Here is a 25,069-nt window from a genome sequence, read left to right on the forward strand (position 1 = left end):
ACGCCACCCTTTCGCTACAATCCAGTAGAGACTGCTAATTACTAAAAAAAGATGCACTAAATCTAGTATTGTTTTTCTAAAGGAAAAACCTTTGATTAATTGAATAGGATTTACTTTATAGTGATTATTAGTAGGATCTATTGATTGGAGTGCAAGGCGACGACTCCTGTGGGACTAGCGAGACAGGCGAGACCCCGCACGAAGCGGAGCGGAGGAGGAGGCTCACCACTCGCCTCACGGAAAGCGTCCGCCTGGAGCGGAAATCATGGCGGATATCTTAGTATCTTACCTTGCAGTTTCCCTATACAACAATTAAATTAAAACATTCCGTTCCTTATGCTTCTTGAAAAAGATATTCCTATGTCTAATTTTTCTATAGCTTCCTAACCAACAAAAAAAGCATAGGAATGCGATTTTATCGCATTACTATGCATTAAACAGTTATACATGCTGGATATGGCTAGATGCTTTCTCTAGAAAAATCCGTTGGCTATTGATCCTCTTTCCATCCACTTCTTTAAAATGATAAATACCTTCTGAACTTTGTACTCTTGCTTTAACATTATCCTGCAGTTCGATATCTATAATTTCCATTACTCGCTTTTTAATAGCTGGCGCTAGCACAGGAAACAAAATCTCCACTCGCTTGACCATATTACGAGTCATCATATCTGCAGAAGATAAATATAATCTACTTGATCCATTCCTATGAAACCAATAGATTCTAGAATGTTCCAAAAATCTTCCTACGATACTTGTAACCGTTATGTTCTCACTCACTCCCGCGATTCCTGGGCGTAAGCAGCATATGCCACGCACGATCAAATCGATTTTTACACCGACAGCTGAAGCTTCGTACAATTTAACGATTAAATCTTTATCCGTCAATGAATTCATTTTGAGTTTAATATGACCATGGAAATAAGCTCGATGATATTCTATTTCTTCATCGATCAAATATAAAAACTTGTCACGAATATCATATGGAGATACTACCAGCTTATTGTATTCTGGTTTATTTGTATAACCACTTAAATAGTTAAAAAACTGTGTCGCATCGGACCCAATTTTCTTATTGGTCGTAATAATTCCCATATCAGTATATATACGAGCAGTTTTATCATTATAATTTCCCGTTCCTAAATGGACAAATTGTTCAATACGGTTGTTTTGACTTCTGATAACTAAAGTAATCTTCGAATGTGTTTTTAAATTATGCATGCCATAAATAACAAGACAACCCGCTTTTTCTAGTTCACGGGCCCAATGGACGTTGTTTTCTTCATCGAATCGCGCCTTCAATTCAACAAGAACGGTCACTTGTTTTCCATTTTCAGCCGCCCTTTTTAAAGCCAAAATAATGGGCGAGTTTCCACTCACTCTGTACAGTGTTTGTTTAATCGCTAACACCTTAGGATCATCCGCTGCCTTATCTATGAAATCGATGATTGGCTGAAAGGATTCATAGGGATGATGAAAAAACAAATCCTGTTTTAATGCTTTTGCAAAAATATCTTCATCGCTTGCTAAATCTTTTGGTGGTTGCGGGATAAAAGGTTCATAGAAGAGCTCGTTATAATTTCCTTCAAAAAATGGGATAAAAGAAAATAAAAAAGTAAGATCAAGTGGTCCATGTATTTTGTACACATCGTCTCGATGTATTTCTAGCTGCTCCAATAAATAGTTAAGTACCTTTTGCTGGATTTCGCTCGTTTTTACTTCAAGCCTACTTACCGCTCCCCACTTCCGTTTTTTAAGTTCCTTTTCTATTTCAATTAGTAAATCACGTGCCCCTTCTTCATGAATCGTTAAATCTGCATTTCGAGTAATTCGAAACGGATTTGTATGCCTTACTTCGTATCCATGAAAAAGTTTAGCTATATTCGCAATTATGACATCTTCTAATAATACTGCGGCAAAGGTTCCATCCTTTGTTTTTACTTGGATAAATCTTCTTAATACAGAAGGAACTTGTACAATCGCAATTTTATTTTGTTCATTGTATTTGCCTTTGCCACTCTCGTTTTCTACCATCACCAATATATTCATTGTTTTGCTTAATAATATTGGGAAAGGTCGGTAAGCATCTACTGCGACTGGCGTTAGTATCGGGAATATTTCTTCATCAAAAATAACTTGTAATTCTTTCACCTGTTCTTTCGATAACAGAGAATACTTCAATAAGGAAATACCATGCTGTGGTAGCTGATTTTCTACTAACTCTGTATATATAGCCATTTGCCTATCAACAAGATTCTTAGTAATCGCTGATATTTGGGCCAATTGCTCTTTAGGGGTCAGCCCCGCTTTGTTTTCCGGTTTGTTAAAGCCAGCTCTTACTTGATCTTGAAGTCCTGCTACACGCACCATAAAAAATTCATCTAAATTAGAGCTGAAAATAGCTAAAAACTTTAAACGTTCTAACAGTGGATTTGTATCATCTTCAGCTTCCTGTAAAACCCGCTCATTAAAAGCTAACCAACTAATTTCTCTATTATTATAATTTGCATAATCATTAAATGGATGATCATCTACTATTTTATCGGTCACAATATATTATCCTCCATTTCAGTTAAACACTAATATGACTTGATGATTTACGATTTTCTCCAAATGTTTTTTTAATTTTTCGGCCTGGTATTTCTCTAACAGATAATTGCCAGCAACGGTAAAGGTTAGAACTATTTCATCTGACGCTTGTGTTAATGTAACTTGTTTAATATTCGAACGCCCTAACACATCCATGCCTTTTGTAAAACGAATCAAAGCTCCAATATCCCGTAGTTTTTTAGCTTCGTTTCCTGGGATGATTTTTTCGTACGCAAATACATATTGTTTAAACGTATCCTTATTTTTATAGGATGAGAGGAGCGCTATTATTAACCTTTCTTCATTGGAAAGTCCATCTACGTTTAAGTTGGTTAATAGATAGAAAGTATGCTGACTTGCGGCATCTTGATCTATATGTTCACCTATATAAAATAATATGTATGCATAGCGCAATAATTGCTCATTTTCTAGCGGTTCTATATAATTCCATTCAATAAATTGCTCATAAATAGTTGTAAAAATATCGTATAAGTGCAAAGTACTTTCTTCATTCACATGGAATTTCCCCAAAATATGGCGAATTGCATTTTGCGCAACTTCATTCACATTAAACTCTATTGGATATTTCTCTACCAATTCGGACAGAATAATGCCTTCCCTTAAACCTCGTTTGCTATATATAAAAGAAGGTGACTTTACCACATCCATAAACAGTCGAAAAGTTTCCAGTGCGGTAACAATAATATCTGCTCGATCACTAGATAAGCCATCTATTTTTTTTAGTTCGTCTAATGAGCAATTGGCAAATTGTGAGCTAATGTCTTCTAAGTCTATTGCTTGCAATTCATATTGATGAATTCCATTCAAAGGGAAATCTTTTCTCTGCTGATCCACTTGCGCAATGTTACGTGCACTACCTCCGATTGCAACAATTGGAACTTGAAGACTATGTATCCAAGTAAGCGGTCGAAGCTGTTCCATAATATAGTTGCTTAACTCGCTTCTTTCTTCTGGAGTCATTTCCGCATTTTCCATAAATCTTCTTTTTAATGACACTGCACCGAATGGTAAGCTATGCATATGGACTAGCTTTTTGTTTTCATAGTACGTGATTTCCGTACTTCCCCCACCCATATCAATAGTTATAGCTGTTGGTATATTTGTTGAGTGAATAACTGCTAAATAGCCAAAATACGCTTCTTGTTCAGCTGTTAAAATTGATAGGGATAAACCTAATTTGTCTTCTATGTATGCTAAAATCTCTTCCTTATTTTCTGCTTGGCGGATAGCTGCAGTTGCCGCTGCAAAAACATGCTTGACTTGTATATCTTTCAGTATTTCTTTGAATTTCGTTAATGTTTCTAATAACACTTGAACACCGTCTTCATTTAAATTACCTTTTGAATCGATATACATACTAAGCCTCGCAACCGTTTTAAAATTATGATGCTCCAATAAACCTTGTAATGAGTTGTAACTGTATACTACGAGTCGAATAGAGTTCGATCCTATATCAATTATTGCTCTTCGATTTGTCATTGTGTCCATTAGCTTTTGCTCCTCTATTATTTATTTTAAACGCTACTGCCCGATGTATTTGTAAATGTTTTGTAAATTTATTTGAAAGCTTTATACTATTCATAGTTTGTTAAATTAACGTAATATTTTATGATTTTTTCCCTTGATCCTTTCGTATCATGTACAATAAGAGAAAATAACGATAGGAGGATTAACAGACAGATGAAAAAGTTCACCAAAGAGGAGAACAGTTGGTCACTTTACGACTGGGGTTCATCAGCATATTCAATCATTATTACTACCGCAGTGTTTCCTATATTTTATAAATCTTCAGCGACAGCAGCGGGGGTAGATGCTGCTGATTCTACAGCTTATTTAGGGTATACGATTGCTATATTCACCTTTATATTAGCAATGCTTGGACCTATTTTAGGTACAATCGCTGATTATCGTGGAATGAAAAAGAAGTTTTTTACGTTTTTCTTTATACTCGGTGTGACATTCACAGCAATGCTTGCATTTGTACCGTTCGATAATTGGTTACTATTGCTCATTTTCTATACGTTAGCTGCACTTGGCGCAACTGGTGCAAATGTGTTTTATGATGGTTTTATCGTCGACGTGACGACAAACGAACGAATGCATAAAGTATCGGCTCGTGGGTTCAGTCTTGGTTATATTGGTAGTACTATACCCTTTTTAGTAAGTATAATCATCATCGTGTTATCTCAACAGGGAATTATTGCGTTATCTACAACAAATGCTAGCCGAATCGCATTTCTCATCACAGCAATTTGGTGGGTTGTATTTTCTATTCCACTGTACAAAAACGTCAAACAGATTCATTTTATCGAACGAGAAGGAAAGCCTGTTATCCAAAGTTTTAAACGCTTAGGTAAAACTTTTAAAGAAATTCGTCAATATAAAGCATTGTTCTTATTTTTACTAGCATACTTTTTTTATATTGATGGAGTTGGTACCGTCATTAATATGTCTACCGCGTATGGCACAGATTTAGGTCTTAGCGCCACAAGTCTATTAATCATTCTTTTTGCTACTCAAGTTGTCGCAGCGCCATTCGCACTGTTATATGGGTGGCTTGCAGGAAAGTTTTCCGAAAAGAAAATGCTGTATGTAGGAATTATTGTCTATATTATAGTATGTACGTATGCATTTTTCTTAGAAACCGTTGTGGATTTTTGGATTTTAGCAATGTTAGTTGCCACTTCCCAAGGTGGAATCCAGGCACTTAGCCGATCCTATTTTGGAAAGCTTGTACCGAAAGAAAATTCCAATGAGTTTTTCGGCTTTTATAATATTTTCGGTAAGTTCGCTTCAATTATGGGACCGTTATTAGTTGCGTTCACTGCACAAGTAACAGGTAAATCGAACTATGGTGTGTTTAGTTTAGTCATTTTATTTATTGTAGGACTAATCATTTTGTCAAGAGTACCAGAGCCAAAGACTAGTCCTAGTGTAGACGAAGTGAGTTCAACTTAATCGTTAAAAAAGAGAGGTAGTAGAAAATTTCTACAAACCTCTCTTTTTACTATTTATTTAATAATGTTTTTTACGATAAACGAAGTAGTAATGCCAACAGAAAGCACGGTTATACAAGAATATAACAAAGAAACAGATTCAACTAGTACACTTCCTATCGAAACAACCAAAATATCAATAGACAAAATACACAAACCAGGATTAATATGCAACCTATTCGCAACCATTTGTGCTAGTAAATCTGTTCCTCCAACTGTGATTTCAGATCGAAGCATACTACCTATTCCAAGCCCTATCAAAACACCGCCACCCAGTGCCCCAATCACCTCAGAAGTAATATATTTCTCACCAACGATATGTAAAGGGTACAAAAAATCAATGATAACGGACGAAAACAGCAGTCCGTGTATGCCGTTGTAAAAAAATGCACGAAAATATATCCATGCCAAAAGAAAAATAGGAGTACTTATACATAATATTGCAAGGCCCACCTTCATATCCAGTAAATAATGGATGATTAAACCTAGTCCAATTCCCCCACCGTCCAGTAAATGAAAAGGAACTAAAAAAAGGTTAATCCCTATTGCTATCAAGATACTTCCCATAAAAATAACGAGCGATTTGTGTATGAAAAACATTTTCCCCACCTTCCACTAATTCATGTATATGTTTTGACACACAAAAATACACAGGAAAATCGAAGGCGTTCGAAAAAGTTCATTGCATATTAAAAATGATTCGTGGGTTAAGTGTTGGAGATTGCTACTTTTTCAGGAGTTATTTCACCATCTCCCAAAATTGTGCAGAGGCTTTTGAAATAGGTTCCTCTTTTAATCTCATCAAAACTGGTTCCACACTAAAATCAAATTGTTGCAGCTCGTATATTTTAAAGTGTTCGAAGAAAAATGATTCGTAGTGCATTCTCGGAATAATGGAAATGCCAAGTCCTCGATTCACAAGCGCAACGACCATTGGAAGATCTCTACATTCTACAATAATATTTGGTTTCAACCCAAATTCATCAAACGCTTTTTTTATATTTTCATGAAAAGAGTGTCCTTCCATAGCACCTAGCATGATAAACGGTAGATGGGCAATTTCTTTTAAAGTAGGTTGAGCGGAGAGAGAGGCTGTCCAACTATTAGGAACCATGAGAATGGCGGGCTGTTTTTTCAAGGATTTTTTCACATATTGCTCCGTGTCATTTGGTCTTATCAGTAAAGCAATATCAATTTCTTTTTGTGTTAACTTCTTTAATAGTCCTTCCGAATCCCCAGAGAAAATGTTGATTTTGACTTGCGAAAACTCTGATCTAAATTCTGCAATATAATCAGTTAACATATTAGAACATGCAGAAGACACTCCGATTCGTACGGTTCCTGCAGTACCTTCTTCTATTTCATGTATACGCCTTTTGACTTCTTCTGTTTGGTTTACTAATTGGTCCGCATATTGAAATAATAACTGTCCTGTTTCGGATAACTCCCATTTTTGACGATAGCGATAGATTAAAGTTGAACCTAGCTCTGTTTCAAGCTTTTTTAAAAGCTGACTTAATGGAGGTTGCGCAATATGCAATATTTCTGCTGCTTTAGAAATGCTCCCTTGTTTGACGATTTCCCTATAATAATATAATTGTCGTATATCCATTTTCTCACTCCATTATATGTGTTTTCATATGAAGAGTATACCAAATATATATTTTTCGTATAACAAATTACATGCTACTATGAAAAATAGATTATATCTAGAGAGGAGAATATGATGAATCATATGAATATAACTATCAAAAGACTTAGTTTGTACGTAATCGGTTTGTTTTTTCTATCCCTTGGTGTCAGCTTTTCCATTGTAGCAGATTTTGGTGTATCACCAGTCTCTTCATTGGCATATGCATTTTCTTTATCTTTCGGTTTATCAGTCGGGATGATGACAATAGTAGCAAATGTATTATTCATTATTATCCAAGTAATTTTGAGTAAACGATTCGATTTGAGAGAATCTATCGTACAATTAATTATTACATTTTTGTTTGGATTTTTTATGGATGCAACCTTGTTTCTCGTACAATTGCTACCTTCATCCGAATCAATTGTCATGCGATGTGTCTTTTTGATGATAAGTTTATTTGTTGTTTCTATTGGTTTACTAGGATATTTCAATGCAAAGTTTCCATTAATGCCGTATGATGCCCTAACGTACGCAATAAGTGAAAAGTTTAAAATGAAATTTAGTAAAGCCAAGATTTCTAGTGACTTATTGAATGTTTGTGTAGCAGGTTTAGTATGCATTATATTCATACACTCATTAGGGTCCATTGGAATTGGCACGCTAGTTGCTGCATATTTTATCGGGAAAATATTAGGTTGGTTAATGACCCACTTTCAAAAATATTTAGTAAGATGGATTGCTAAAAATAATGAAGAAGAAATAAATAGTTAAATATCAAAAAAGTATTAAGAGGTATGACTAAGTCAAGCCGCTTAACACTTTTTAGGTAATACTATAGCTGTCAATTGATTAATTCATTTCTTAATTAGTTTTGTAGTGCAAATGTTGCGGGCATTACGACCGCTACTACTTCCCCTTTAGCACATAGCGTATCTCCAGCAAAAACTTCTGTTGTGACTTTCCATTTCTTCGGATGGATTTCCTCAATCGTTCCCACTGCTTTCAACGTTACATTTTGTGGAGTTGGCTTTAGAAAATCTACATGCAAAGATCCTGTGACAAATCTTGGTGGTGCTTCCCCACTTCCAGGTTCAAAGCCATTTTTGCGATGTAACGCAAGTGAAGCTGAGCCCGTCCCATGACAATCGATCAGCGAAGCGATTAATCCGCCGTATACAAAGCCAGGAATCGCGGTATGCTTTTCGTTTGGATCATAAATTGTTTCCGTATGATTTCCGTTCCAAGCTGTTCGGAAATGATGTCCTTCCTCATTTAATCTCCCACAACCAAAACACCAAGCGAAATCCTCTGGGTAATCATCTTGAATTGCATGAACTTCATTTCTCATCGTAAGTCCCCCTTTATGATTCCATACTACTATACTTTAATATATTTGAAAATTACAAAAAGAAGATTGATTAACTTGGTTAAAACTTCACTTTTCCAAAATTAATATAATATCAGAAATTTGATAAATTATTCTCTAAGAATCGTTTTACAATACAAAAAACTGTAGACACTCTTTTCAGAGATTGTCTACAGTTTCATTTATTTATATAGTTCTTCTCTTCTATCCGAAAAGACTGGAATGCGCGCACGTATTTCTTCAATTTCTTCTAGATTTAGATCGAGGATTTCAACGCACTCCTCGTTTGCACCATTCCATATAATTTCTCCCCAAGGGCTTATTACCATGGAATTTCCACCAAATTCATTATGAGGATCGCTTCCCACACGATTCACTGCTATGAGAAAACTTTGGTTTTCAATTGCCCTTGCTTGCAAAAGTATTTTCCAATGATCGATTCGTTTAGCCGGCCATTGCGCTGGTATAAACATCACCTTAGCACCGTTTAACGAATGCGCTCTTGTCCATTCAGGAAAACGCAAATCATAACAAATGATTCCGCCCATCTTAACTCCATCAAGCGTAAATATATTCTTCTCACTACCAGCTTCTAGGTAAAGATGTTCATCCATTAATTTAATCAAATGAGCTTTGTCATATTCCCCAACAACTTCACCCAAAGAATTCGTCACATACATAGTGTTATAAAATTTGTCCCCTTTTTTGATCGAAACAGAACCTCCAACAATATGTATATTTAATTCTTTTGAGAGTTGAGATAATAATTTTTTCGTTTCTTCGCCGTTCACATCAGCGATTTCTTCAAGACGAGTTAGATCATAACCCGTATTCCACATTTCAGGTAATACTACTGTATTTGCCCCTAAAGATTCGGCTTCTCTAATCTTTTCCTCTACCTTGAGAAAATTTTCTTTTGGCTCACCAAAAACAATATCTAATTGAACACAAGCAACTTTCATCTCGACACCACCTATAGACATAATACTAAAAAGATTATAAGATTTGTCTAATATATGCAACTATTAAAAAAAAGAGGTTATGTACATGGACTTTTCGAATCGATTAAAAAATCTACCCCCACAATTTTTTGCTACACTCGTTCAAAAGGTAACAATCGCTGTAGCAGAAGGAAGAGATGTCATCAATCTCGGACAAGGAAATCCAGATCAACCAACACCTGAACATATTGTAAAAGCATTACAAGATGCGGCTGCTAATCCAGGATCTCATCGATATTCTCCTTTTAGAGGTACAAATGATTTAAAACAAGCTGCGGCTGACTTTTATAAACGTGAATACAATGTCGACATTGATCTGAATACAGAAGTAGCCATTATGTTCGGCACCAAAATAGGATTAGTGGAATTACCACTAGCAATAATGAATGAACAAGAGTTAATGCTTCTTCCAGACCCAGGATATCCAGATTATTTATCAGGTGCGGGACTTGCAAATGTTCGTTTTGATACGATGCCCTTACTAGAGGAAAATGATTATTTGCCAGATTACAGCAAATTAACAGAAGAACAAAAACAAGAGGCTAAACTGATGTATTTAAACTACCCGAATAACCCAACAGGTGCTATAGCAACTAAAGAATTTTTTGAAGAGACTGTGAAACTGGCAAAAGAGTCGGATATTGCGATCGTTCATGATTTCGCATATGGTGCCGTAGGATTCGACGGGCAAAAACCTTTAAGCTTTATGCAAGTAGAGGGCGCAAAAGAAGTCGGATTGGAAATGTACACACTATCCAAAACATACAATATGGCTGGTTGGCGAGTTGGATTTGCAGTAGGAAACGCTAAAATGATTGAAGCGATCAATATCATTCAAGATCATTTATTCGTTAGCCTCTTCCCTGCTGTTCAATCTGCAGCTGCAGCAGCACTAAATGAGAGTCAACAATGTGTAGATGAGTTGGTTTCATTGTATGAAGGTAGAAGAAATGCATTAATCGAGGCATGTTCTAAAATGGGTTGGGATGTAAAAGCTCCGAAAGGATCTTTCTTTGCGTGGTTACCTGTTGCGAAAGGTTATTCGAGCGAAGAGTTCGCAGATTTATTACTCGCTAAAGCAGATGTAGCGGTTGCCGCTGGTAATGGATTTGGCACATTTGGCGAAGGCTACGTACGTGTGGGCCTATTAGTTGATGAAGAAAGATTAGTAGAAGCTGTGGAACGAATTGCAAAACTAGAATTGTTTTAAAAAATGAGGCTGTCTCGAAGGTATTACTTTTGAGACAGTCTTCTTATTTGTTTTAGTGAGGAGTTTGGCTCGTTCTCGGATCTTAATTTATAAATGCGCAACATTATAACTATTACGCGCAACGTTGAAGTACGTATGCGCAACGTTTCTCCAAAATGAGTCACTGTCATCGGCGTCTCACTCCAAGTAAACTTGCTGTTCTGAGAATTAGTTGTTTTCATAGGCACTTTGGTTGCTCTTCATCTGATTTGGTTGCTTTTAGACTTGAACTGGTTGCTTTCAGTGATTGGTTCGTTGCCCTTTGCCAGTTATTGGATTAAAGTCAGTATAAAACTAATTTTTAGCTGCGCTTCACTCAAAATAAAAAGAGTGACTCCAAAAACTCATCTTGGTGTCACCCCATTTGCTCACTTCTCTATTCTTTTTGGTTCCGTCGCATCTTTCTCTATCGGATAAAATTGATTGGCCCCTGTTTCTGAATCAAATTTACGTTGAAATTCCATCCCCGTAACTTCTGCTAGAACGAGATCCACTGTTATAACTGGATTTACCCCCTTGATAAAATGACCTCCAAAAATATTTCCTTTTTGATCACACATTGTCCCGTGAAAATGAGTCTCGTATTCTCCTTCTCTCTTACAAATAACTCCCGTACCTTGTAAAAACTCGATTGGTCCTTCCTTAACTACAAGGTCATTATATCCAACGCCAATTATCGAGGCATCATTCGGAACTAAATACACAAACCCACTTTTTTGAAAGCTACCAAAACAGCTGATAATCGTTGCATATTCTATCTTATTTTCTGCACATAATTGTTCGATTCCTTCTAGCAGATCTGTTCCGTATACTAATCTCGCACCAATTGTTTTGCCGAGTTGGCCAGTCGCATAATTTACTCTTACTGCTGACATTTTTTCATCATCCTTGTATATTTATTTATTGATAATTACTTTAAACTATTTGGACTGAATATTTCAATTAGAAAAAATAAGTTGACTTTAATAAATTGATGTAGTAAATTAATTCTCATGGAACTGATGAAAAATTTAATAGCTTACATCTCTTATCAAGAGTAGCTGAGGGACTGGCCCGATGAAGCTCGGCAACCATCTACATAATAGTTATGTAGAAAGGTGCTAAATCCTGCAAAACGTATTGTTTTGGAAGATAAGAGAGGACAAATTGTATTTTTATGTGCCTCTCTTTCTTTTGAAAGAGAGGCTTTTATATTTATTCAACATTCCTAATAATAATTAGGAGGAAGCAACAATGAAGAAATTAGGTTTACTTTTATCAAGCGTACTATTAACTGGAGCACTTGCTGCGTGTGGCGATGATTCTAGTAGTGGAGATAAAGCGTTAGACGAAAAAAAATTAGTTATTGGTGTAACTGCTGGACCGCATGAACAGATCGTAGAAAAAGCAAAAGAAGTAGCTGCTAAAGATGGATTAGAAGTGGATATTAAAGTTTTTTCTGACTACATATTACCAAACACAGCTTTATCTCAAGGTGACTTAGATGCTAACAGTTACCAACACGAACCTTTCTTAAACACGTTTAACGAAGACCATGGCACGGACTTAGTACCGGTTGGAAAAACGATACTAAACCCAATGGGCGTGTATTCGGATAAATATAAGTCAATTGATGAACTTCCAGATGGTGCAACTTTCGGATTACCAAATGACCCAACAAATGGCGCTCGTGCGTTATATATTTTAGAAGAAAATGGACTTATCAAAATTAAAGAAGACAAACGAGAAACTGCCTCTATTTATGACCTAGAGGAAAATCCAAAAAACTTAAAATTTATTGAGCTAGAAGCTGCTCAAATTCCAAAGCAGTTAAGTGAAGTAGACGCTGCTGCAATCAATACAAATTTTGCACTAGATGCTGGGATCAATCCAAAAGAAGATTCTATTTTACTAGAGTCATCTAACTCTCCATATGTGAACTATGTGGTTGTCCGTGCGGAGAATAAAGATGATCCTACGATTCAAAAATTTGTAAAAGCTTATCAATCAGAAGAAGTAAAACAATTCATCGAAGAAGAATTTCAAGGATCTGTATTACCTAGCTGGGATGAGTAAAGAATTTGAGAACGTTACCGACTTCGGTAACGTTTTCTTTAGAAAGGAAGACATCTAATGATCGTTTTAGAAAATATTTCAAAAGAATTCAATAGTAAAAACGGCAAAGTAAAGGCAGTAAACAATGTTAACATCCATGTAAAAAAAGGAGAAATTCATGGAGTTATTGGATATAGTGGTGCTGGTAAAAGTACACTTATTCGCTGTGTAAATTTACTTGAAAGACCAACAGAAGGCAAGGTTTATATTAATGGAGTAGAAACCACTTTCCTCCCCCTTCCCAAATTACGTGAAGCTCGCAATAAAATAGGAATGATCTTCCAAGGATTTAACCTACTAAAAACAGCTACTGTTTATGATAATATTGCGATTCCTCTTAAACTTCTTGGTTATAACAAAGCAGAAGTTCAAAATAGAGCAGAAAAATATCTAGAGATTGTTGGATTAACAGATAAACATAAAAATTATCCAAATCAGTTGTCTGGTGGTCAAAAGCAACGTGTTGCTATTGCAAGAGCCCTTGCACAAGAACCAGAAATTCTGTTAAGTGATGAAGCAACTAGCGCACTTGACCCAGAAACAACCGATTCTATTTTAGATCTACTTTTAAAAATAAATAAAGATCTAGGAATAACTATTTTGCTCATCACCCACGAGATGAATGTTATCCAAAAAATTTGTGATCATGTATATGTCATGGAAAACGGGCATGTTGTAGAACAAAATAATGCGATTCAATTATTTACAAAGCCTACACATTCTACAACTAAAAAGTTTTTAAGTACGATTAGTCAGCGCAATCTGTCCCCTGCTTTAATCTCACAATTACATGTAACAGGAGCGGTTACTCGGTTAACATTCGTAGGTGAAAGCACTGGGCAGCCATTACTTGCAGAAGTAAGTCAAAGATTTAATGTTAAACCAAATATACTAACTGCCAATATTATCGAATTGAAAAATGGCATTGTTGGAAACATTGTTATTCATTTAATAGGAGAAAACGACCAAGTAAACGCTGCATTACAGTTTTTAGAAGAAAGTGGCGTAGGTGTTGAGAACTTGGAGGGACAATCATGAGCAGACTAGATACATTTATCAACCAATGGCTACCGATCATCGGAAAATCGGTTGTGGAAACATTTCAAATGGTTGGAATTTCTTTGTTTTTCTCCGTGCTTATCGGAATACCGCTAGGAATTTTAATCGTATTAACTAGACCAGGTCAAGCATTGGCAAATAAGTTTTTATACCAAACAAGCAACTTATTGATCAATATACTTCGTTCTATTCCATTTATCATTTTACTATTTTTTATTCTACCATTTACAAAATTTATCGTTGGTACGACTATTGGGGTAAAAGGCGTAATCGTCCCTCTCGTTATTTATACAGCACCGTATATAGCACGTTTGATGGAGTCTGCGCTACTCGAAGTGGAAAATGGTGTAATTGAAGCTTATACAGCGATGGGTATTAAAACTAGATCGATAATATGGCATGTATTATTACGCGAAGCACGCCCTTCTATTATTTTAGGTTTAACCATTTCTACTGTTAGTTTAATAGGAGCAACCGCAATGGCTGGTATGGTCGGTGCTGGAGGTCTTGGGGATTTAGCTTATCGTTTCGGACATTTGCGTTATGAAGTCGATGTTATGTATGCAACTGTCTTCATATTAATCATTCTTGTTCAAAGCATTCAATCTATTGGGAATAGACTTGCTGCAAAACTGAAAAAAGATTAGTTGGAGGTTCTTACATGTCGAACAATTTATATGTAGAAAAGAATGGCGCTATTGCTACTCTAATTTTTAATCGTGCAGAGAAGAAAAATTCATTTTCCCTTGCTATGTTTAAACAGTTAGGAACAATATTAGAGGAATTGCAAATGGATTCCCAAGTTAAAGTACTGATCTTAAAAGGTGTTGACGAAACAGCTTTCTCAGCAGGTGCAGACATTTCGGAGTTTCTAGAAAATCGCTTTTCTGCCGTGAGGGCAAAAGATTATAATGATGCAACGCTCGAATCGATTGAAAAACTGTATCGTTTTACAAAGCCTACGATTGCCCTTATTAAAACTTTGGCAATCGGTGGCGGCTTAGAGCTTGCTAACTCCTGTGATTTTAGATTTGCAACAGCTGGCAGTAAGCTTGGCATTACGGCCGCTAACATCGGCATTATTTATAATTTGACGAGCACCAAACGTTTGGTGAACTTAGTTGGGCCCTCTAAAGCAAAGGAATTATTATACACGGCTAAATTGATTGGTGCTGAAGAAGGAAAAGAAATTGGCTTAATCGATTATGTGTATGAAATGGATGAAATCGAAGAAAAGTGTTTAGAGTTTGCTGGACAAATTATTCGTAAATCCTCTGTTGCAAATAACGGCATTAAACAAGTTATCCAATCGATTATCGACGGTGAAAATGCAGAAACAAAAGAAATTGAGCAACTTATTTTGGACTCATTTAGTTCAGAGGATTATAAAGAAGGCATTGCTGCGTTTTTAGAAAAAAGAAAACCTAATTTTTCATAAGGAGTGGTACGCATGTCAAACTTAGATTTATTGCTAAAAAATATAAGTTCAAATGAAAAATATCCCATAAATTTTGCTGAATTGGAACAAGCGGCTAAAGAGAAATTAGAAGTCGGTCCTTTTGGTTATATACGCTCTTCAGCTGGCGGTGAAGAAACACTTCGAAAAAACACAGAATCATTCGCTAAATATTCCATTGTTCCTAGGTTTCTAAACGACGTTTCTTCCTTAAATACTGAGATTACACTGTTCGGTCAAATATACCCTCACCCTCTTTTCGTTGCTCCTGTTGGAATGAACAAAATCGCACATGAAGACGGAGAAATAGCAGTAGCAAAAGCAGCGGCGAAGTATAACTTCCCTTATATTCAAAGCACAGTTTCTAGCTATTCAATAGAAGAAGTTGCTGCCGCTACAGAAGGAAGCACCAAGTGGTTTCAATTGTATTGGTCGAAAAACAAAGAAATTTCCTATAATATCGTGAAAAGAGCTGAAAAAGCTGGGTACAAAGCGATTGTCGTAACAGTTGATACTGTTATGCTCGGATGGCGTGAAGAAGACTTACGCAACCAATTCTCACCGCTTAAAAAAGGGATAGCAAAAGGGAATTTTATAACGGATCCTGTGTTTATGGCTTCCCTTCCGGATCAAACGGAGGATTCTATTATTAATGGCATCGTAGATTATCTATATCATCCATCCTTAAATTGGGACGCTATTGCCGAACTGAAAGAACAAACTTCTTTACCGATACTGATTAAAGGCATTCTGCATCCAGAAGATGCAAAACTTGCAATTGAAAAAGGAATCGATGGCATTATCGTATCAAATCACGGCGGACGCCAGTTAGATGGTGTAGTCGCAAGCATTGATGCCCTTCCTGAAATAGTGGAAGCAGTCGATGGTAGAATTCCGGTGTTATTTGATAGTGGTATCCGACGTGGCGCGGATGCATTGAAAGCTCTTGCACTTGGCGCTACTGCTGTATGTATCGGTCGTCCTTTTGTGTGGGGATTAGCTGCTGGTGGTCAAGCAGGCGTTGAACGGGTATTAGAAAGCTTCCTGGAAGAAACTAAAGTCTCCATTTCTTTAAGTGGTGTAAGGCATGTAACTGATCTTCATAAGTTGAAAGTAGTTAAAAGCTGAGGTTTATTAAAGGTGGTAAGTTTAGATGGAACAGGCATTGAAAGGTATGAAAGTGGTCGATTTATCTCAAGTATTAGCCGGCCCCTATTGCACGATGGTTCTTGGAGATATGGGTGCGGATGTTGTTAAAGTAGAGAAATTTCCACTTGGGGATGACACTCGTACGATGGGCCCTTATATTAATGAAGAAAGTTATATGTATATGATGGTAAACCGCAACAAACGCGGGGTTTGTCTTAACTTAAAAACAGATGAAGGTTTACAAGTTTTATATAAGTTAATAGAAGAAGCTGATGTTTTTATAGAAAACTATCGTCCAGGCGTTACGAAAAAACTTGGCATCGATTATGATACGCTGAAATCGATCAATCCAGGGCTGATCTATTGTTCCATTTCAGGTTATGGTCAAACAGGTCCATACAAGAATAAAGGCGGATTTGACATAATGGCACAAGGTTTGTCTGGTCTAATCGATATGACTGGTGAACGTACTGGAAAACCTGTTAAAGTTGGGATTGCCATTCATGACATCGCAGCTGCTCAAACAGCTATTCAATCCATTCTAGCGGCCTATATTCACTGTCTAAAAACTGGGAACGGACAATATATAGATGTATCGCTAGTCGATTCAGGTCTAGCTTGGACAGTGTGGGAAGCGGCTGCCTTTTTCGGTAAAGGCGAAGTCCCTCGTAGAAACGGTACAGCACATCGTGTATCTGCTCCTTATCAAGGTTATAAAACAAAAGATGGCTTCATCCTTATTGGTGCAGCAAATCAAAAGCTATGGGAAAAATTTTGCATGTCTGTGATTAACAAACCGGAATGGATCGAGGATGAACGATTTTTAACGAATAGTATACGAGCTCACCATGTAGATGAATTAGAAATTGAATTAGAAAATGTGTTGAAAGATCATGATTCCTCCTACTGGTTAGATATGTTAGATAAAAATGGTATCCCTTCTGGACCAATTTACTCGTACGATCAAACACTTGCAGATGAGCATATTCTTTCAAGAGAAATGATTTTAGAATATGAGCATCCTGTTGCTGGTGCGATGAAGACACTCGGCTTCCCTGCTAAATTCTCAGAGACACCAGGTCAATTTAAAAGCCCCGCTCCCCTTCTTGGTCAGCATAATAAAGAAGTGCTAACGGAGCTTGGTTATTCGGTTGAAGAAATTGATACTTTCCAAAAGAAGCATGTCCTTTCTTAGAAAATGTAACTAAACTGAACGTTTACTCGAATAGAGTAGACGTTTTTTTTAATGAGCAGAAGTTTTATAAAGGGACCATAAAGTGGTAAGATTAAATGGAGATGTCATTAAAAGAAGGTAATATAAATGGTAAAGCGATTAGTTGTAACAGGTTATAAAGCACATGAATTAGGAATCTTTAATGATTCGCATCCAGGTATTCCAGTTATTAAGCAAGCGATAAAAAACAAATTAATCGCTCTTATGGATGAGGGATTGGAATGGGTAATACTAAGTGGACAGCAAGGTGTCGAAACTTGGACGGCTGAAGTCGTACTTGAATTAAAAGAGGAATTTCCTTCATTAAAGTACGCCATCATTACACCTTTTTTAGAGCAAGAAAAGAATTGGAATGAGCTAAAACAAGAAAAATATAGAAGCTTATTATTTCAAGCCGATTATGAAACAAGTTTAACCAAAAGACCGTATGAAGCACCTTGGCAATTCATCGAAAAAAATAAATTTTTACTTCGTAATTCGGATGGTATACTTATTGTTTACGATGAAGAAAATGAAGGCTCTCCAAAATTTATAAAAAAACTAACGGAAGCATATATGGAAAAAGAAAATTATACCCTTTTTACGATTGATGCTTATGACCTTCAAACGATTGCGGAAGAAATAGTAGAAGAAACGAGGAATGATTTTATATGAGTAAACCAAATGTAATATGTGAAAGATATGATAAAGAAACAGAAGAACTAGTGTCTAAGGATTCGATGGAATTTTTATCCACTCCCCTCTCTCATTTCAAGGAAAAGAAAAATGAATATGCTTATTTACAATCAGAAAATCTAAATGCTTTAAAAGTAGATGGTCTTGTCTTAGAATACGACGAAGTATTTGAAGTATACACAGCAATGTTTGGACTTGCTGTGCAAAAGAAATTGGCATCTAAAATAGGCACTTACTTAGATGAACATTATAACAAAGAAAAAATGAACTATAGCATGATGTTCTCTGGAGATGAAGGCTTATGGGAAATTAATCTGCCGTTAAATTACATCGATCAATTCAGCGAAAACTTTACGATAGAAGAAGCATATCAATTTCTACAATCCTTCATCTCTTCTTTAGTGGAAGCACTCGAACTTTAATATATTTATCCAAGTGATTTTGTATATCAGCCATTCAATTGACCAAACTATAGAGGATGTCCCATCACATTTTCTACAAGGAGGAAATATCTGAATGAATCAAAACTCATTTGGTCAAGGTCAAACATATCAAAATATGCAAACAGGAAATGTACCTCCACAATTGAATCATGGCGGTCATGAATTGTTCGATGTGCATGAAGTATTATCGACGGCTCTTTCAGGATTGAATTTGAAAACAATACTTCGACCACATGTGCAAGACCAAGAACTACTCAATATTTTAAATCGTCAATATGCATTTGCCCTGGATGAATATAATATTACGGTTGAATGTTTCAAAACAGGTAAAGATCCTTCCCATCCTACTTCTAGCTATAAAATGCAAGGTGGCAATGATTTCATCTATGGAATGAAGCCGTCTCAGCCGAAAAAGCCGATACAAGGACCAAATGAAATTACAGACGAAATGATTTCCGGGTATTTACTTGGTGCTGCAAAAGCTTCTGCGACTGCAAAAACTGCAGCTGCATTGGAAACAACAAATCCAGTTGTACGACGAGTACTTGCAGATTCTATTCCTAACTGTATTGAAATGGCATATGAGCTTGCTATTTATCAAAACAAGCATCATTACTACCAAGTTCCACAGTTAACGCAGCAAGATATACAAGGCATACTTAATTCTTACGCACCTGGTCATCAATCTATGAACAACCAAGTACAATAATACAGACTCATCCCTATTTGCAGTAGGGATGAGTTTTTATTATCCATTATTTCCTTCCATTTACGCTATAATAGATAGCAACTACAAACAAAGAAAAGGTGAATGGAATGCGAGTTGCAATTTTTGACTTTGATGGAACACTATATGCAGAAGAGACATTCAAGCTGTTGATGACACATTTAAAAGAACACCCCGTTTATCGAACAAAATATAAACGCTTTTACAGATCCATCGTACCGCCTTATATTGCGAATAAGTTAAAGCTGTATCCAGATGCCAAAATGAAAGCCCGTTCGATGCAACTATACATAGAAGCTTTTGATGGGATAGCAGAAAAAGAAATGGTCACGTATTTTGACGAGCTAACCAAACCAGTCCAAAAAGATTTCAATCCAGCAGTTTTAGCAAGACTCAAAAAGCATCAAGCTGAAAATATACATATATTGCTTGTTTCTGGTGCCTATACACAGTTTTTGCATCAGGTGACCACAGGAATTTCCTTTAACCAGATTATCGGCACAGAAATTTTCTATAAAGACAGTAAAGTGGATACAAAAAGGTTTATCGACCATGTAAATGGCACTCGAAAAACGGAGCATATATTACAAGCACTAGAAGGACAGCCAATTGATTGGGAAAATAGTTACGCATACGGAGACAGTTTTTCGGACCTCCCAGTACTAGAGCTTGTAGGTAATCCTATTGCAGTTAAACCGGAAGAAAAACTTCTAAACGTAGCAAAAGAGCGCTGCTGGGAGATTATCTAAAGGTTAGGAATGAAGCTAATACATAAGGGCAAACTTGTATTACCAACTATCAAAAACGAGGTATAGATGCATGAGAAACGGTAATTGCGATTTTTCTCCACTGAAAGAACGATTGATACAAGAGCTTAAAGAAGTATCGCTTGAAGTTGATATAGGATTACAAACATTAGCGGAAGATAATTTCTGTCTATTAGGCAAACTAGCAACTATTAAAGAACATTTCGAAAAAGCAGAAGCGATGGCGGCTTCCTTTTATTTAAACTGTTATCTGTCTCCGTTTACTGATCGGTATTTAGATATCTCTACTGCCGTTCAGCATCTTTCCAACCAAAGGCATGGTGCATTAATTGTGATCGAGCGAGAGAACGCTGTCGAAACGATTATTCGCCCTGGTACTCCCATTGGCGCAAAGTTAACGCATTCCTTATTAGAATCCATATTTTATCCAGGAAATCCTCTCCATGATGGTGCCGTCTTAATTCGTAGTAATGAAATTCTTTCTGCTGCAAATGTCCTTCCATTGTCGGGCATATATGTAGGTGAAAAAAAGCTGGGTACGCGTCACCGTGCAGCAATTGGCTTATCGGAAAGGTCCGATGCGCTGGTACTCGTTGTTTCCGAAGAGACAGGAAAGGTTTCCTTTGCCCTAAACGGAGAGCTCCATCCTATTATTACAACAAGCTCTGCTATCCTTTAACTTCTGTTATGTTATTCGTTTAATCATTTTCAAAAATATTGACGCAGAAGTCCAAAGCCATTTTTACCTTTGACATAACATAAGAAGAGGGATGAATTTCTATATTCCTTTATCCTTACGTTGGAGGTGAAAGTATATGGGCTTTGGATATGGTGGTGGCTACGGCGGCTATAGTGGTGGTTACGAAGGTGGCGGCTATGGTGGCGGCTATGGTTCAAGTTTTGTATTGATCGTCGTGTTATTTATTCTTCTAATTATCGTAGGGGCAACTTTTATTTCATAAAAAGCACAACTGTACATTCATGTGAAATACGCACAAAGAGCAGACTTAAAACATCTGCTCTTTGTGCTGTTTTCTTTTATTATGCTTTATTGCATTCTTACGATTATATGTTTTTCTTGTAAATAGGTTTTAATTTCTGAAATCGTGTAATCACCGTAATGGATCATAGAAGCTACAAGTGCCGCATCCGCTTGACCTTCTGTGAAAACTTCCTCAATATGCTCGATCTTACCTGCACCTCCAGAAGCGATGATTGGGACATTTACTTTTTCAGAAAGTAATTTAATCAACTCGATGTCATAGCCGTTTTTCATGCCATCTTTATGGATGCTTGTACAAATGATTTCTCCAGCTCCAAGATCTGTAGCTTGTTGCGCCCACTCTACAACATCCATTCCTGTTTTTTCATGACCGGAATGAGTATACACTTCCCATCTAATAATTTCTTCCTCTTCATTATAGATAGGCATTGCATCTAATCCTAAAACAACACATTGTTTTCCATAAATGTCGGCAGCTTCACGTAGAAGTTCAGGTCGTAAAACGGCTGCAGAGTTTACACCAACTTTATCCGCACCAGCGCGAAGTAAACGTTTAAAGTCATCTAAAGTGCGCACCCCTCCTATTACAGAAAAGGGTATATATACTTGCTCTGCAACTTTTTGAATCCACTCTAGCTTAAGCTCTTGGTTTTTAAGGGAAGCAGTTGTGTCTAGATATATTAATTCGTCTGCGCCATCTTCTGAATACTTTTTTCCAAGCTCAGCCGGATCTCCAATGATCGTTGGATTACGGAACTGTACATATTTTACTGCTTTATCATTCAATACATCGATTGCTGGAACAATTCTTTTTCTAAGCATATATGTTTAACTCCTCATTTACAGTAGTTGTCTAATAATTGAATGCCATATTTCCCGCTTTTTTCTGGATGGAATTGAACGCCCATCACTTGTTCGTTCCCAATCACACTAGCAAAATCTAAACCATAATTAGTTACGCCTAGTACATCCTTTTGTTCGGTAGGATTTGCATAAAAAGAATGTACAAAATAGAAGTCAGTTTGCTGTGGAATGTGTTGAAACAAGAAGTGATTTTGTACATCCTGCACTTGGTTCCACCCATATGAGGTACCTTTTCGACTGTTTCTTTAAATAATGGAACGCCACCTTTTATCAGTCCTAAGCATTCCACATCTCCTTCTTCACTTGTTTCTAAGAGAAGCTGCATCCCTAAACAAATCCCTAAAAGAGGAATCCCTTTTGCAACTGCCTCTTTCATGTAAGTAGTCAAGCCAGATTCATTTAATACATTCATCGCAACTTTTGCATTTCCAACGCCCGGTAAAATAAGCTTTGTGATTGCTTCATCATGATCCTCTGGATTTGTAATAAGCTTCGTTTGATAATCTAGACGGTCGATTGCTTTTAAAACACTATGTAAATTTCCTGCTCCATAATCGATTATACCAATCATTGTTTTGCCTCCATTAGTAGTATTCTTCTATTATGCCACCAATCGAACGAAAAAAACAGAAAAACTTTAGCGTGCTAACAGAGTAAAACCCAATCATTATAAGTGACTGGGTTTTAAGAAATTAAATTTTAGCGTATAAGTCTGTAGTTGATACTTATTTTGGAAGAGTTCAACTTTGTAATTAGATAAAGAGTCCACTTGGATTTTCGCTACGGGGCGAACGAAGGCCAAGTGCGCCACATCATGTGGCAACGCCCCTTCGCTATAATCGCCATATAAAATGTCGTTAGCTAATTGCGACACCGTTTAACATTGAAAGTCAGGAGATAATTATTCCAGTAAATGGTGTGACGCGACCAAATGCCAGCTAAACGCAACAAAGCTGATAAAGCAGATACTTCTTGTATAGTAACCCTAAATAATGCTCCATTATTATAGTAGTCTCATTCCAAGTAAACTTATTTATGAAATATTGGTTGCTCTCACGGGTAATTTGGTTGCTTTCAGACTGCCTCTGGTTGCTCTCCGCTGTTATTTGGTTGCTTCCAGACTAGAACTGATTGCTTTCAACTCTGTTTGGTTGCCCTTTGCCATTTATTAGGAACATTTATTCTGTAACTACATAATAATAAGGATTTAGTGCTGCTTGCCGCTCGCCCTTTGTTCTTGCTAGCTCAGACGCTAGCTGATCGAACGCCTTCTGTTTCTTTTATCAAGTAGGCATCCACTTTTTTGGCCACTTCTTGCCCTTCCTTTATAGCCCAAACAATGAGGCTTTGCCCTTTCCTTGCATCTCCGGCAGTAAATATTCCTTCCATATTTGTAGCGTAATCCTTAGTAGAAGCGGCAATTTTTTTATTTACAATATTAACCCCAAATTGGTTGGCTAACGTTAGCTCAGGACCTTCGAAGCCTATAGCGACAAATACATATTGTGCGGGCCAAATTTTTTCAGAACCAGGAACTTCTCGAAAAAAATAATATCCATCCTCTCCAAGTATTTTCTCCATTTGAATCGTATGGAGCTCTTTCAAGTTCCCTTTATCATCTGACACCATTTTCGTTGTTTGAATTAAATACTCACGTGGATCTTTGCCGTATTTTGCTTCCGCTTCTTCATAAGCATATTCCAATTTATAAATATTTGGATCGGTTGGCCACAGGTTATCTTTTCCTCTTGTAGCTGGTAACTGTGGATGCTTACCGAACTGGACAACCGATTTACAATTTTGGCGAATGGCAGTTGCGACACAGTCTGCGCCTGTGTCCCCTCCGCCGATCACAATGACGTCCTTCCCTTTTGTATCGATAAATAGTCCGTCTTTAAAGTTTGAATCGAGCAAGCTTTTGGTTGTGGAAGTTAGGTAGTCCATTGCCAGATGTACGCCGTTTGATGTGCTGCCTTCCAGATGAAGCTCCCTTTGTTTTTGTGCACCGATACATAAAATAATGGCGTCAAATTGTTCTTTTAATTGTTCTGCAGGAATATCCTTACCGATTTCTGTATTTAATACAAAATCGATACCTTCTTGCTTCAATAACTGAATGCGACGTTCCACCACATCTTTTTCGAGCTTCATATTAGGTATACCGTAAGTAAGTAGCCCCCCAGCACGATCCGCACGTTCGAATATAGTGACAGAATGTCCCGCCTGGTTCAGCTCATCGGCACTTGCAAGTCCAGCAGGTCCCGAGCCTACAATAGCAATTTTTTTACCAGTTCGCATAGAAGGAATTCTTGGTACGACCCACCCATTTTCAAATCCTTTATCAATAATCGTCCGTTCAATATTTTTTATAGAAACCGCAGGATCCGAAATAGCCAATGTACAAGATCCTTCACAAGGAGCTGGACAAACCCTGCCGGTAAATTCCGGAAAATTATTCGTCATGGAAAGCCTTTCAAGTGCTTCTTGCCATTTCCCTTTATATACTAAATCATTCCACTCAGGGATTAAGTTATTGATTGGACAGCCAGCCGTTGCCCCTCGAATTTCGATTCCCATATGACAAAAAGGAGTCCCGCAATCCATACATCTTGCACCCTGTGTTTGGAGTGCTTCGTCCGTTAACTTGGAAGCATACTCCCTCCAATTTTTAATACGTTTGAGAGGGGCTACTTCCTTTCCTTTTGCTCGTTCATAGTCCATAAATCCAGTAGGCTTACCCATT

The 25,069-nt window shown here is 37.0% G+C and carries 24 protein-coding genes, 1 pseudogene and 1 riboswitch; of the genes and pseudogenes, 15 read left to right on the forward strand and 10 right to left on the reverse strand.

Annotation, left to right across the window (positions count from 1 at the left end):
- Positions 1-441 precede the first annotated feature (441 nt).
- Positions 442-2,550, reverse strand: a complete 2,109-nt coding sequence (locus OR571_RS18675; RefSeq protein WP_282245026.1) for an RNA degradosome polyphosphate kinase — start codon at positions 2,548-2,550, stop codon at positions 442-444.
- Between the two features lie 18 nt (positions 2,551-2,568).
- Complete coding sequence (locus tag OR571_RS18680) at positions 2,569-4,098, reverse strand: Ppx/GppA family phosphatase (protein WP_282245028.1); 1,530 nt, start codon at positions 4,096-4,098, stop codon at positions 2,569-2,571.
- A gap of 192 nt (positions 4,099-4,290) precedes the next feature.
- Between OR571_RS18680 and OR571_RS18685 the strand changes: the two genes are divergently transcribed.
- A complete protein-coding gene (locus OR571_RS18685; protein WP_282245031.1) occupies positions 4,291-5,568 on the forward strand; it encodes an MFS transporter in 1,278 nt (425 codons plus the stop codon).
- A gap of 53 nt (positions 5,569-5,621) precedes the next feature.
- On the opposite strand, the gene OR571_RS18690 is transcribed toward OR571_RS18685, so the two are convergent.
- Together OR571_RS18690 and OR571_RS18695 are read right to left on the reverse strand one after the other, a co-directional pair.
- Positions 5,622-6,206 (reverse strand): YitT family protein, encoded by a 585-nt coding sequence (locus OR571_RS18690; protein WP_282245033.1) that lies wholly within the window; start codon positions 6,204-6,206, stop codon positions 5,622-5,624.
- 139 nt (positions 6,207-6,345) lie between these two features.
- On the reverse strand, positions 6,346-7,218 hold the full coding sequence (locus tag OR571_RS18695) for a LysR family transcriptional regulator (protein WP_282245035.1): 873 nt from the start codon (positions 7,216-7,218) through the stop codon (positions 6,346-6,348).
- Positions 7,219-7,332: 114 nt separating this feature from the next.
- On the opposite strand from OR571_RS18695, the gene OR571_RS18700 reads away from it, so the two are divergent.
- On the forward strand, positions 7,333-8,010 hold the full coding sequence (locus OR571_RS18700) for a YczE/YyaS/YitT family protein (RefSeq protein WP_282245037.1): 678 nt from the start codon (positions 7,333-7,335) through the stop codon (positions 8,008-8,010).
- Between the two features lie 94 nt (positions 8,011-8,104).
- Here the strand turns inward: OR571_RS18700 and OR571_RS18705 are convergent, their stop codons facing one another.
- Entirely contained in the window at positions 8,105-8,587 is a 483-nt protein-coding gene (locus OR571_RS18705; protein ID WP_282245039.1) for a PaaI family thioesterase, read from the reverse strand.
- 200 nt (positions 8,588-8,787) lie between these two features.
- Positions 8,788-9,567 carry a carbon-nitrogen family hydrolase gene (locus OR571_RS18710; protein WP_282245041.1) on the reverse strand — a complete coding sequence of 260 codons (780 nt, stop codon included), beginning with the start codon at positions 9,565-9,567 and terminating at the stop codon, positions 8,788-8,790.
- A gap of 85 nt (positions 9,568-9,652) precedes the next feature.
- Here OR571_RS18710 and OR571_RS18715 point away from each other — a divergent pair, with 85 nt between their 5' ends.
- Entirely contained in the window at positions 9,653-10,816 is a 1,164-nt protein-coding gene (locus OR571_RS18715) for a pyridoxal phosphate-dependent aminotransferase (protein ID WP_282245043.1), read from the forward strand.
- 407 nt (positions 10,817-11,223) lie between these two features.
- Here OR571_RS18715 and OR571_RS18720 read toward each other — a convergent pair whose 3' ends face one another.
- Positions 11,224-11,730, reverse strand: a complete 507-nt coding sequence (locus OR571_RS18720; RefSeq protein ID WP_282245045.1) for a PPC domain-containing DNA-binding protein — start codon at positions 11,728-11,730, stop codon at positions 11,224-11,226.
- Between the two features lie 149 nt (positions 11,731-11,879).
- Positions 11,880-11,993, forward strand: a riboswitch (SAM riboswitch).
- A 95-nt stretch (positions 11,994-12,088) separates the two neighbouring features.
- On the opposite strand from OR571_RS18720, the gene OR571_RS18725 reads away from it, so the two are divergent.
- The 12 genes from OR571_RS18725 (at position 12,089) to OR571_RS18780 (ending at position 21,421) form a co-directional block, all read left to right on the forward strand.
- The gene (locus OR571_RS18725; protein WP_282245047.1) at positions 12,089-12,910 is read left to right on the forward strand and encodes a MetQ/NlpA family ABC transporter substrate-binding protein; all 822 of its coding nucleotides are present in this window, start codon (positions 12,089-12,091) and stop codon (positions 12,908-12,910) included.
- A 57-nt stretch (positions 12,911-12,967) separates the two neighbouring features.
- Positions 12,968-13,987: a methionine ABC transporter ATP-binding protein gene (locus OR571_RS18730; protein ID WP_282245049.1), complete on the forward strand. Its 1,020-nt coding sequence runs from the start codon at positions 12,968-12,970 to the stop codon at positions 13,985-13,987.
- A complete protein-coding gene (locus OR571_RS18735) occupies positions 13,984-14,655 on the forward strand; it encodes a methionine ABC transporter permease (RefSeq protein WP_282245051.1) in 672 nt (223 codons plus the stop codon). Before OR571_RS18730 ends, OR571_RS18735 begins: the two co-directional genes overlap by 4 nt.
- Positions 14,656-14,669: 14 nt before the next feature.
- A complete protein-coding gene (locus OR571_RS18740; RefSeq protein WP_282245053.1) occupies positions 14,670-15,446 on the forward strand; it encodes an enoyl-CoA hydratase/isomerase family protein in 777 nt (258 codons plus the stop codon).
- A 12-nt stretch (positions 15,447-15,458) separates the two neighbouring features.
- On the forward strand, positions 15,459-16,592 hold the full coding sequence (locus OR571_RS18745) for an alpha-hydroxy acid oxidase (RefSeq protein WP_282245055.1): 1,134 nt from the start codon (positions 15,459-15,461) through the stop codon (positions 16,590-16,592).
- A 25-nt stretch (positions 16,593-16,617) separates the two neighbouring features.
- Positions 16,618-17,808, forward strand: a complete 1,191-nt coding sequence (locus OR571_RS18750) for a CaiB/BaiF CoA transferase family protein (RefSeq protein ID WP_282245056.1) — start codon at positions 16,618-16,620, stop codon at positions 17,806-17,808.
- Positions 17,809-17,934: 126 nt separating this feature from the next.
- A complete protein-coding gene (locus OR571_RS18755) occupies positions 17,935-18,501 on the forward strand; it encodes an SLOG family protein (protein WP_282245057.1) in 567 nt (188 codons plus the stop codon).
- On the forward strand, positions 18,498-18,944 hold the full coding sequence (locus OR571_RS18760; RefSeq protein ID WP_282245058.1) for a branched-chain amino acid aminotransferase: 447 nt from the start codon (positions 18,498-18,500) through the stop codon (positions 18,942-18,944). The genes OR571_RS18755 and OR571_RS18760 overlap by 4 nt, the downstream gene beginning before the upstream one ends.
- A 94-nt stretch (positions 18,945-19,038) precedes the next feature.
- Positions 19,039-19,674, forward strand: coding sequence for a spore coat protein (locus OR571_RS18765; RefSeq protein ID WP_282245059.1), 636 nt, complete (start codon positions 19,039-19,041; stop codon positions 19,672-19,674).
- Between the two features lie 107 nt (positions 19,675-19,781).
- Positions 19,782-20,441, forward strand: coding sequence for an HAD family hydrolase (locus OR571_RS18770; RefSeq protein ID WP_282245062.1), 660 nt, complete (start codon positions 19,782-19,784; stop codon positions 20,439-20,441).
- A gap of 70 nt (positions 20,442-20,511) precedes the next feature.
- Positions 20,512-21,138 (forward strand): sporulation-specific diadenylate cyclase CdaS, encoded by a 627-nt coding sequence (gene cdaS, locus OR571_RS18775; RefSeq protein ID WP_282245064.1) that lies wholly within the window; start codon positions 20,512-20,514, stop codon positions 21,136-21,138.
- A gap of 136 nt (positions 21,139-21,274) precedes the next feature.
- On the forward strand, positions 21,275-21,421 hold the full coding sequence (locus tag OR571_RS18780) for a YjcZ family sporulation protein (RefSeq protein WP_142537123.1): 147 nt from the start codon (positions 21,275-21,277) through the stop codon (positions 21,419-21,421).
- 86 nt (positions 21,422-21,507) lie between these two features.
- On the opposite strand, the gene hisF is transcribed toward OR571_RS18780, so the two are convergent.
- The 3 genes and pseudogenes from hisF to gltD form a co-directional block, all read right to left on the reverse strand.
- The gene (hisF, locus tag OR571_RS18785) at positions 21,508-22,284 is read right to left on the reverse strand and encodes an imidazole glycerol phosphate synthase subunit HisF (RefSeq protein ID WP_282245067.1); all 777 of its coding nucleotides are present in this window, start codon (positions 22,282-22,284) and stop codon (positions 21,508-21,510) included.
- A 14-nt stretch (positions 22,285-22,298) separates the two neighbouring features.
- Positions 22,299-22,897, reverse strand: a pseudogene (gene hisH, locus OR571_RS18790) (imidazole glycerol phosphate synthase subunit HisH).
- 674 nt (positions 22,898-23,571) lie between these two features.
- Positions 23,572-25,068: a glutamate synthase small subunit gene (gltD, locus tag OR571_RS18795; RefSeq protein WP_282245069.1), complete on the reverse strand. Its 1,497-nt coding sequence runs from the start codon at positions 25,066-25,068 to the stop codon at positions 23,572-23,574.
- Between the last annotated feature and the right edge of the window lies 1 nt (position 25,069).

This window comes from Psychrobacillus sp. NEAU-3TGS (assembly GCF_029955155.1).
GTDB lineage: Bacteria > Bacillota > Bacilli > Bacillales_A > Planococcaceae > Psychrobacillus.

Coding starts and splice junctions, on each gene's coding strand:
- OR571_RS18720 (WP_282245045.1), bottom strand. CDS start 11,730: ATGTCAGCAGTAAGAGTAAATTATGCGACTGGCCAACTCGGCAAAACA.
- cdaS (WP_282245064.1), top strand. CDS start 20,512: ATGAGAAACGGTAATTGCGATTTTTCTCCACTGAAAGAACGATTGATA.
- OR571_RS18745 (WP_282245055.1), top strand. CDS start 15,459: ATGTCAAACTTAGATTTATTGCTAAAAAATATAAGTTCAAATGAAAAA.
- OR571_RS18725 (WP_282245047.1), top strand. CDS start 12,089: ATGAAGAAATTAGGTTTACTTTTATCAAGCGTACTATTAACTGGAGCA.
- OR571_RS18750 (WP_282245056.1), top strand. CDS start 16,618: ATGGAACAGGCATTGAAAGGTATGAAAGTGGTCGATTTATCTCAAGTA.
- OR571_RS18780 (WP_142537123.1), top strand. CDS start 21,275: ATGGGCTTTGGATATGGTGGTGGCTACGGCGGCTATAGTGGTGGTTAC.
- OR571_RS18695 (WP_282245035.1), bottom strand. CDS start 7,218: ATGGATATACGACAATTATATTATTATAGGGAAATCGTCAAACAAGGG.
- gltD (WP_282245069.1), bottom strand. CDS start 25,068: ATGGGTAAGCCTACTGGATTTATGGACTATGAACGAGCAAAAGGAAAG.
- OR571_RS18710 (WP_282245041.1), bottom strand. CDS start 9,567: ATGAAAGTTGCTTGTGTTCAATTAGATATTGTTTTTGGTGAGCCAAAA.
- hisF (WP_282245067.1), bottom strand. CDS start 22,284: ATGCTTAGAAAAAGAATTGTTCCAGCAATCGATGTATTGAATGATAAA.
- OR571_RS18680 (WP_282245028.1), bottom strand. CDS start 4,098: ATGGACACAATGACAAATCGAAGAGCAATAATTGATATAGGATCGAAC.
- OR571_RS18755 (WP_282245057.1), top strand. CDS start 17,935: ATGGTAAAGCGATTAGTTGTAACAGGTTATAAAGCACATGAATTAGGA.
- OR571_RS18690 (WP_282245033.1), bottom strand. CDS start 6,206: ATGTTTTTCATACACAAATCGCTCGTTATTTTTATGGGAAGTATCTTG.
- OR571_RS18685 (WP_282245031.1), top strand. CDS start 4,291: ATGAAAAAGTTCACCAAAGAGGAGAACAGTTGGTCACTTTACGACTGG.
- OR571_RS18700 (WP_282245037.1), top strand. CDS start 7,333: ATGAATCATATGAATATAACTATCAAAAGACTTAGTTTGTACGTAATC.
- OR571_RS18765 (WP_282245059.1), top strand. CDS start 19,039: ATGAATCAAAACTCATTTGGTCAAGGTCAAACATATCAAAATATGCAA.
- OR571_RS18770 (WP_282245062.1), top strand. CDS start 19,782: ATGCGAGTTGCAATTTTTGACTTTGATGGAACACTATATGCAGAAGAG.
- OR571_RS18740 (WP_282245053.1), top strand. CDS start 14,670: ATGTCGAACAATTTATATGTAGAAAAGAATGGCGCTATTGCTACTCTA.
- OR571_RS18715 (WP_282245043.1), top strand. CDS start 9,653: ATGGACTTTTCGAATCGATTAAAAAATCTACCCCCACAATTTTTTGCT.
- OR571_RS18735 (WP_282245051.1), top strand. CDS start 13,984: ATGAGCAGACTAGATACATTTATCAACCAATGGCTACCGATCATCGGA.
- OR571_RS18760 (WP_282245058.1), top strand. CDS start 18,498: ATGAGTAAACCAAATGTAATATGTGAAAGATATGATAAAGAAACAGAA.
- OR571_RS18705 (WP_282245039.1), bottom strand. CDS start 8,587: ATGAGAAATGAAGTTCATGCAATTCAAGATGATTACCCAGAGGATTTC.
- OR571_RS18730 (WP_282245049.1), top strand. CDS start 12,968: ATGATCGTTTTAGAAAATATTTCAAAAGAATTCAATAGTAAAAACGGC.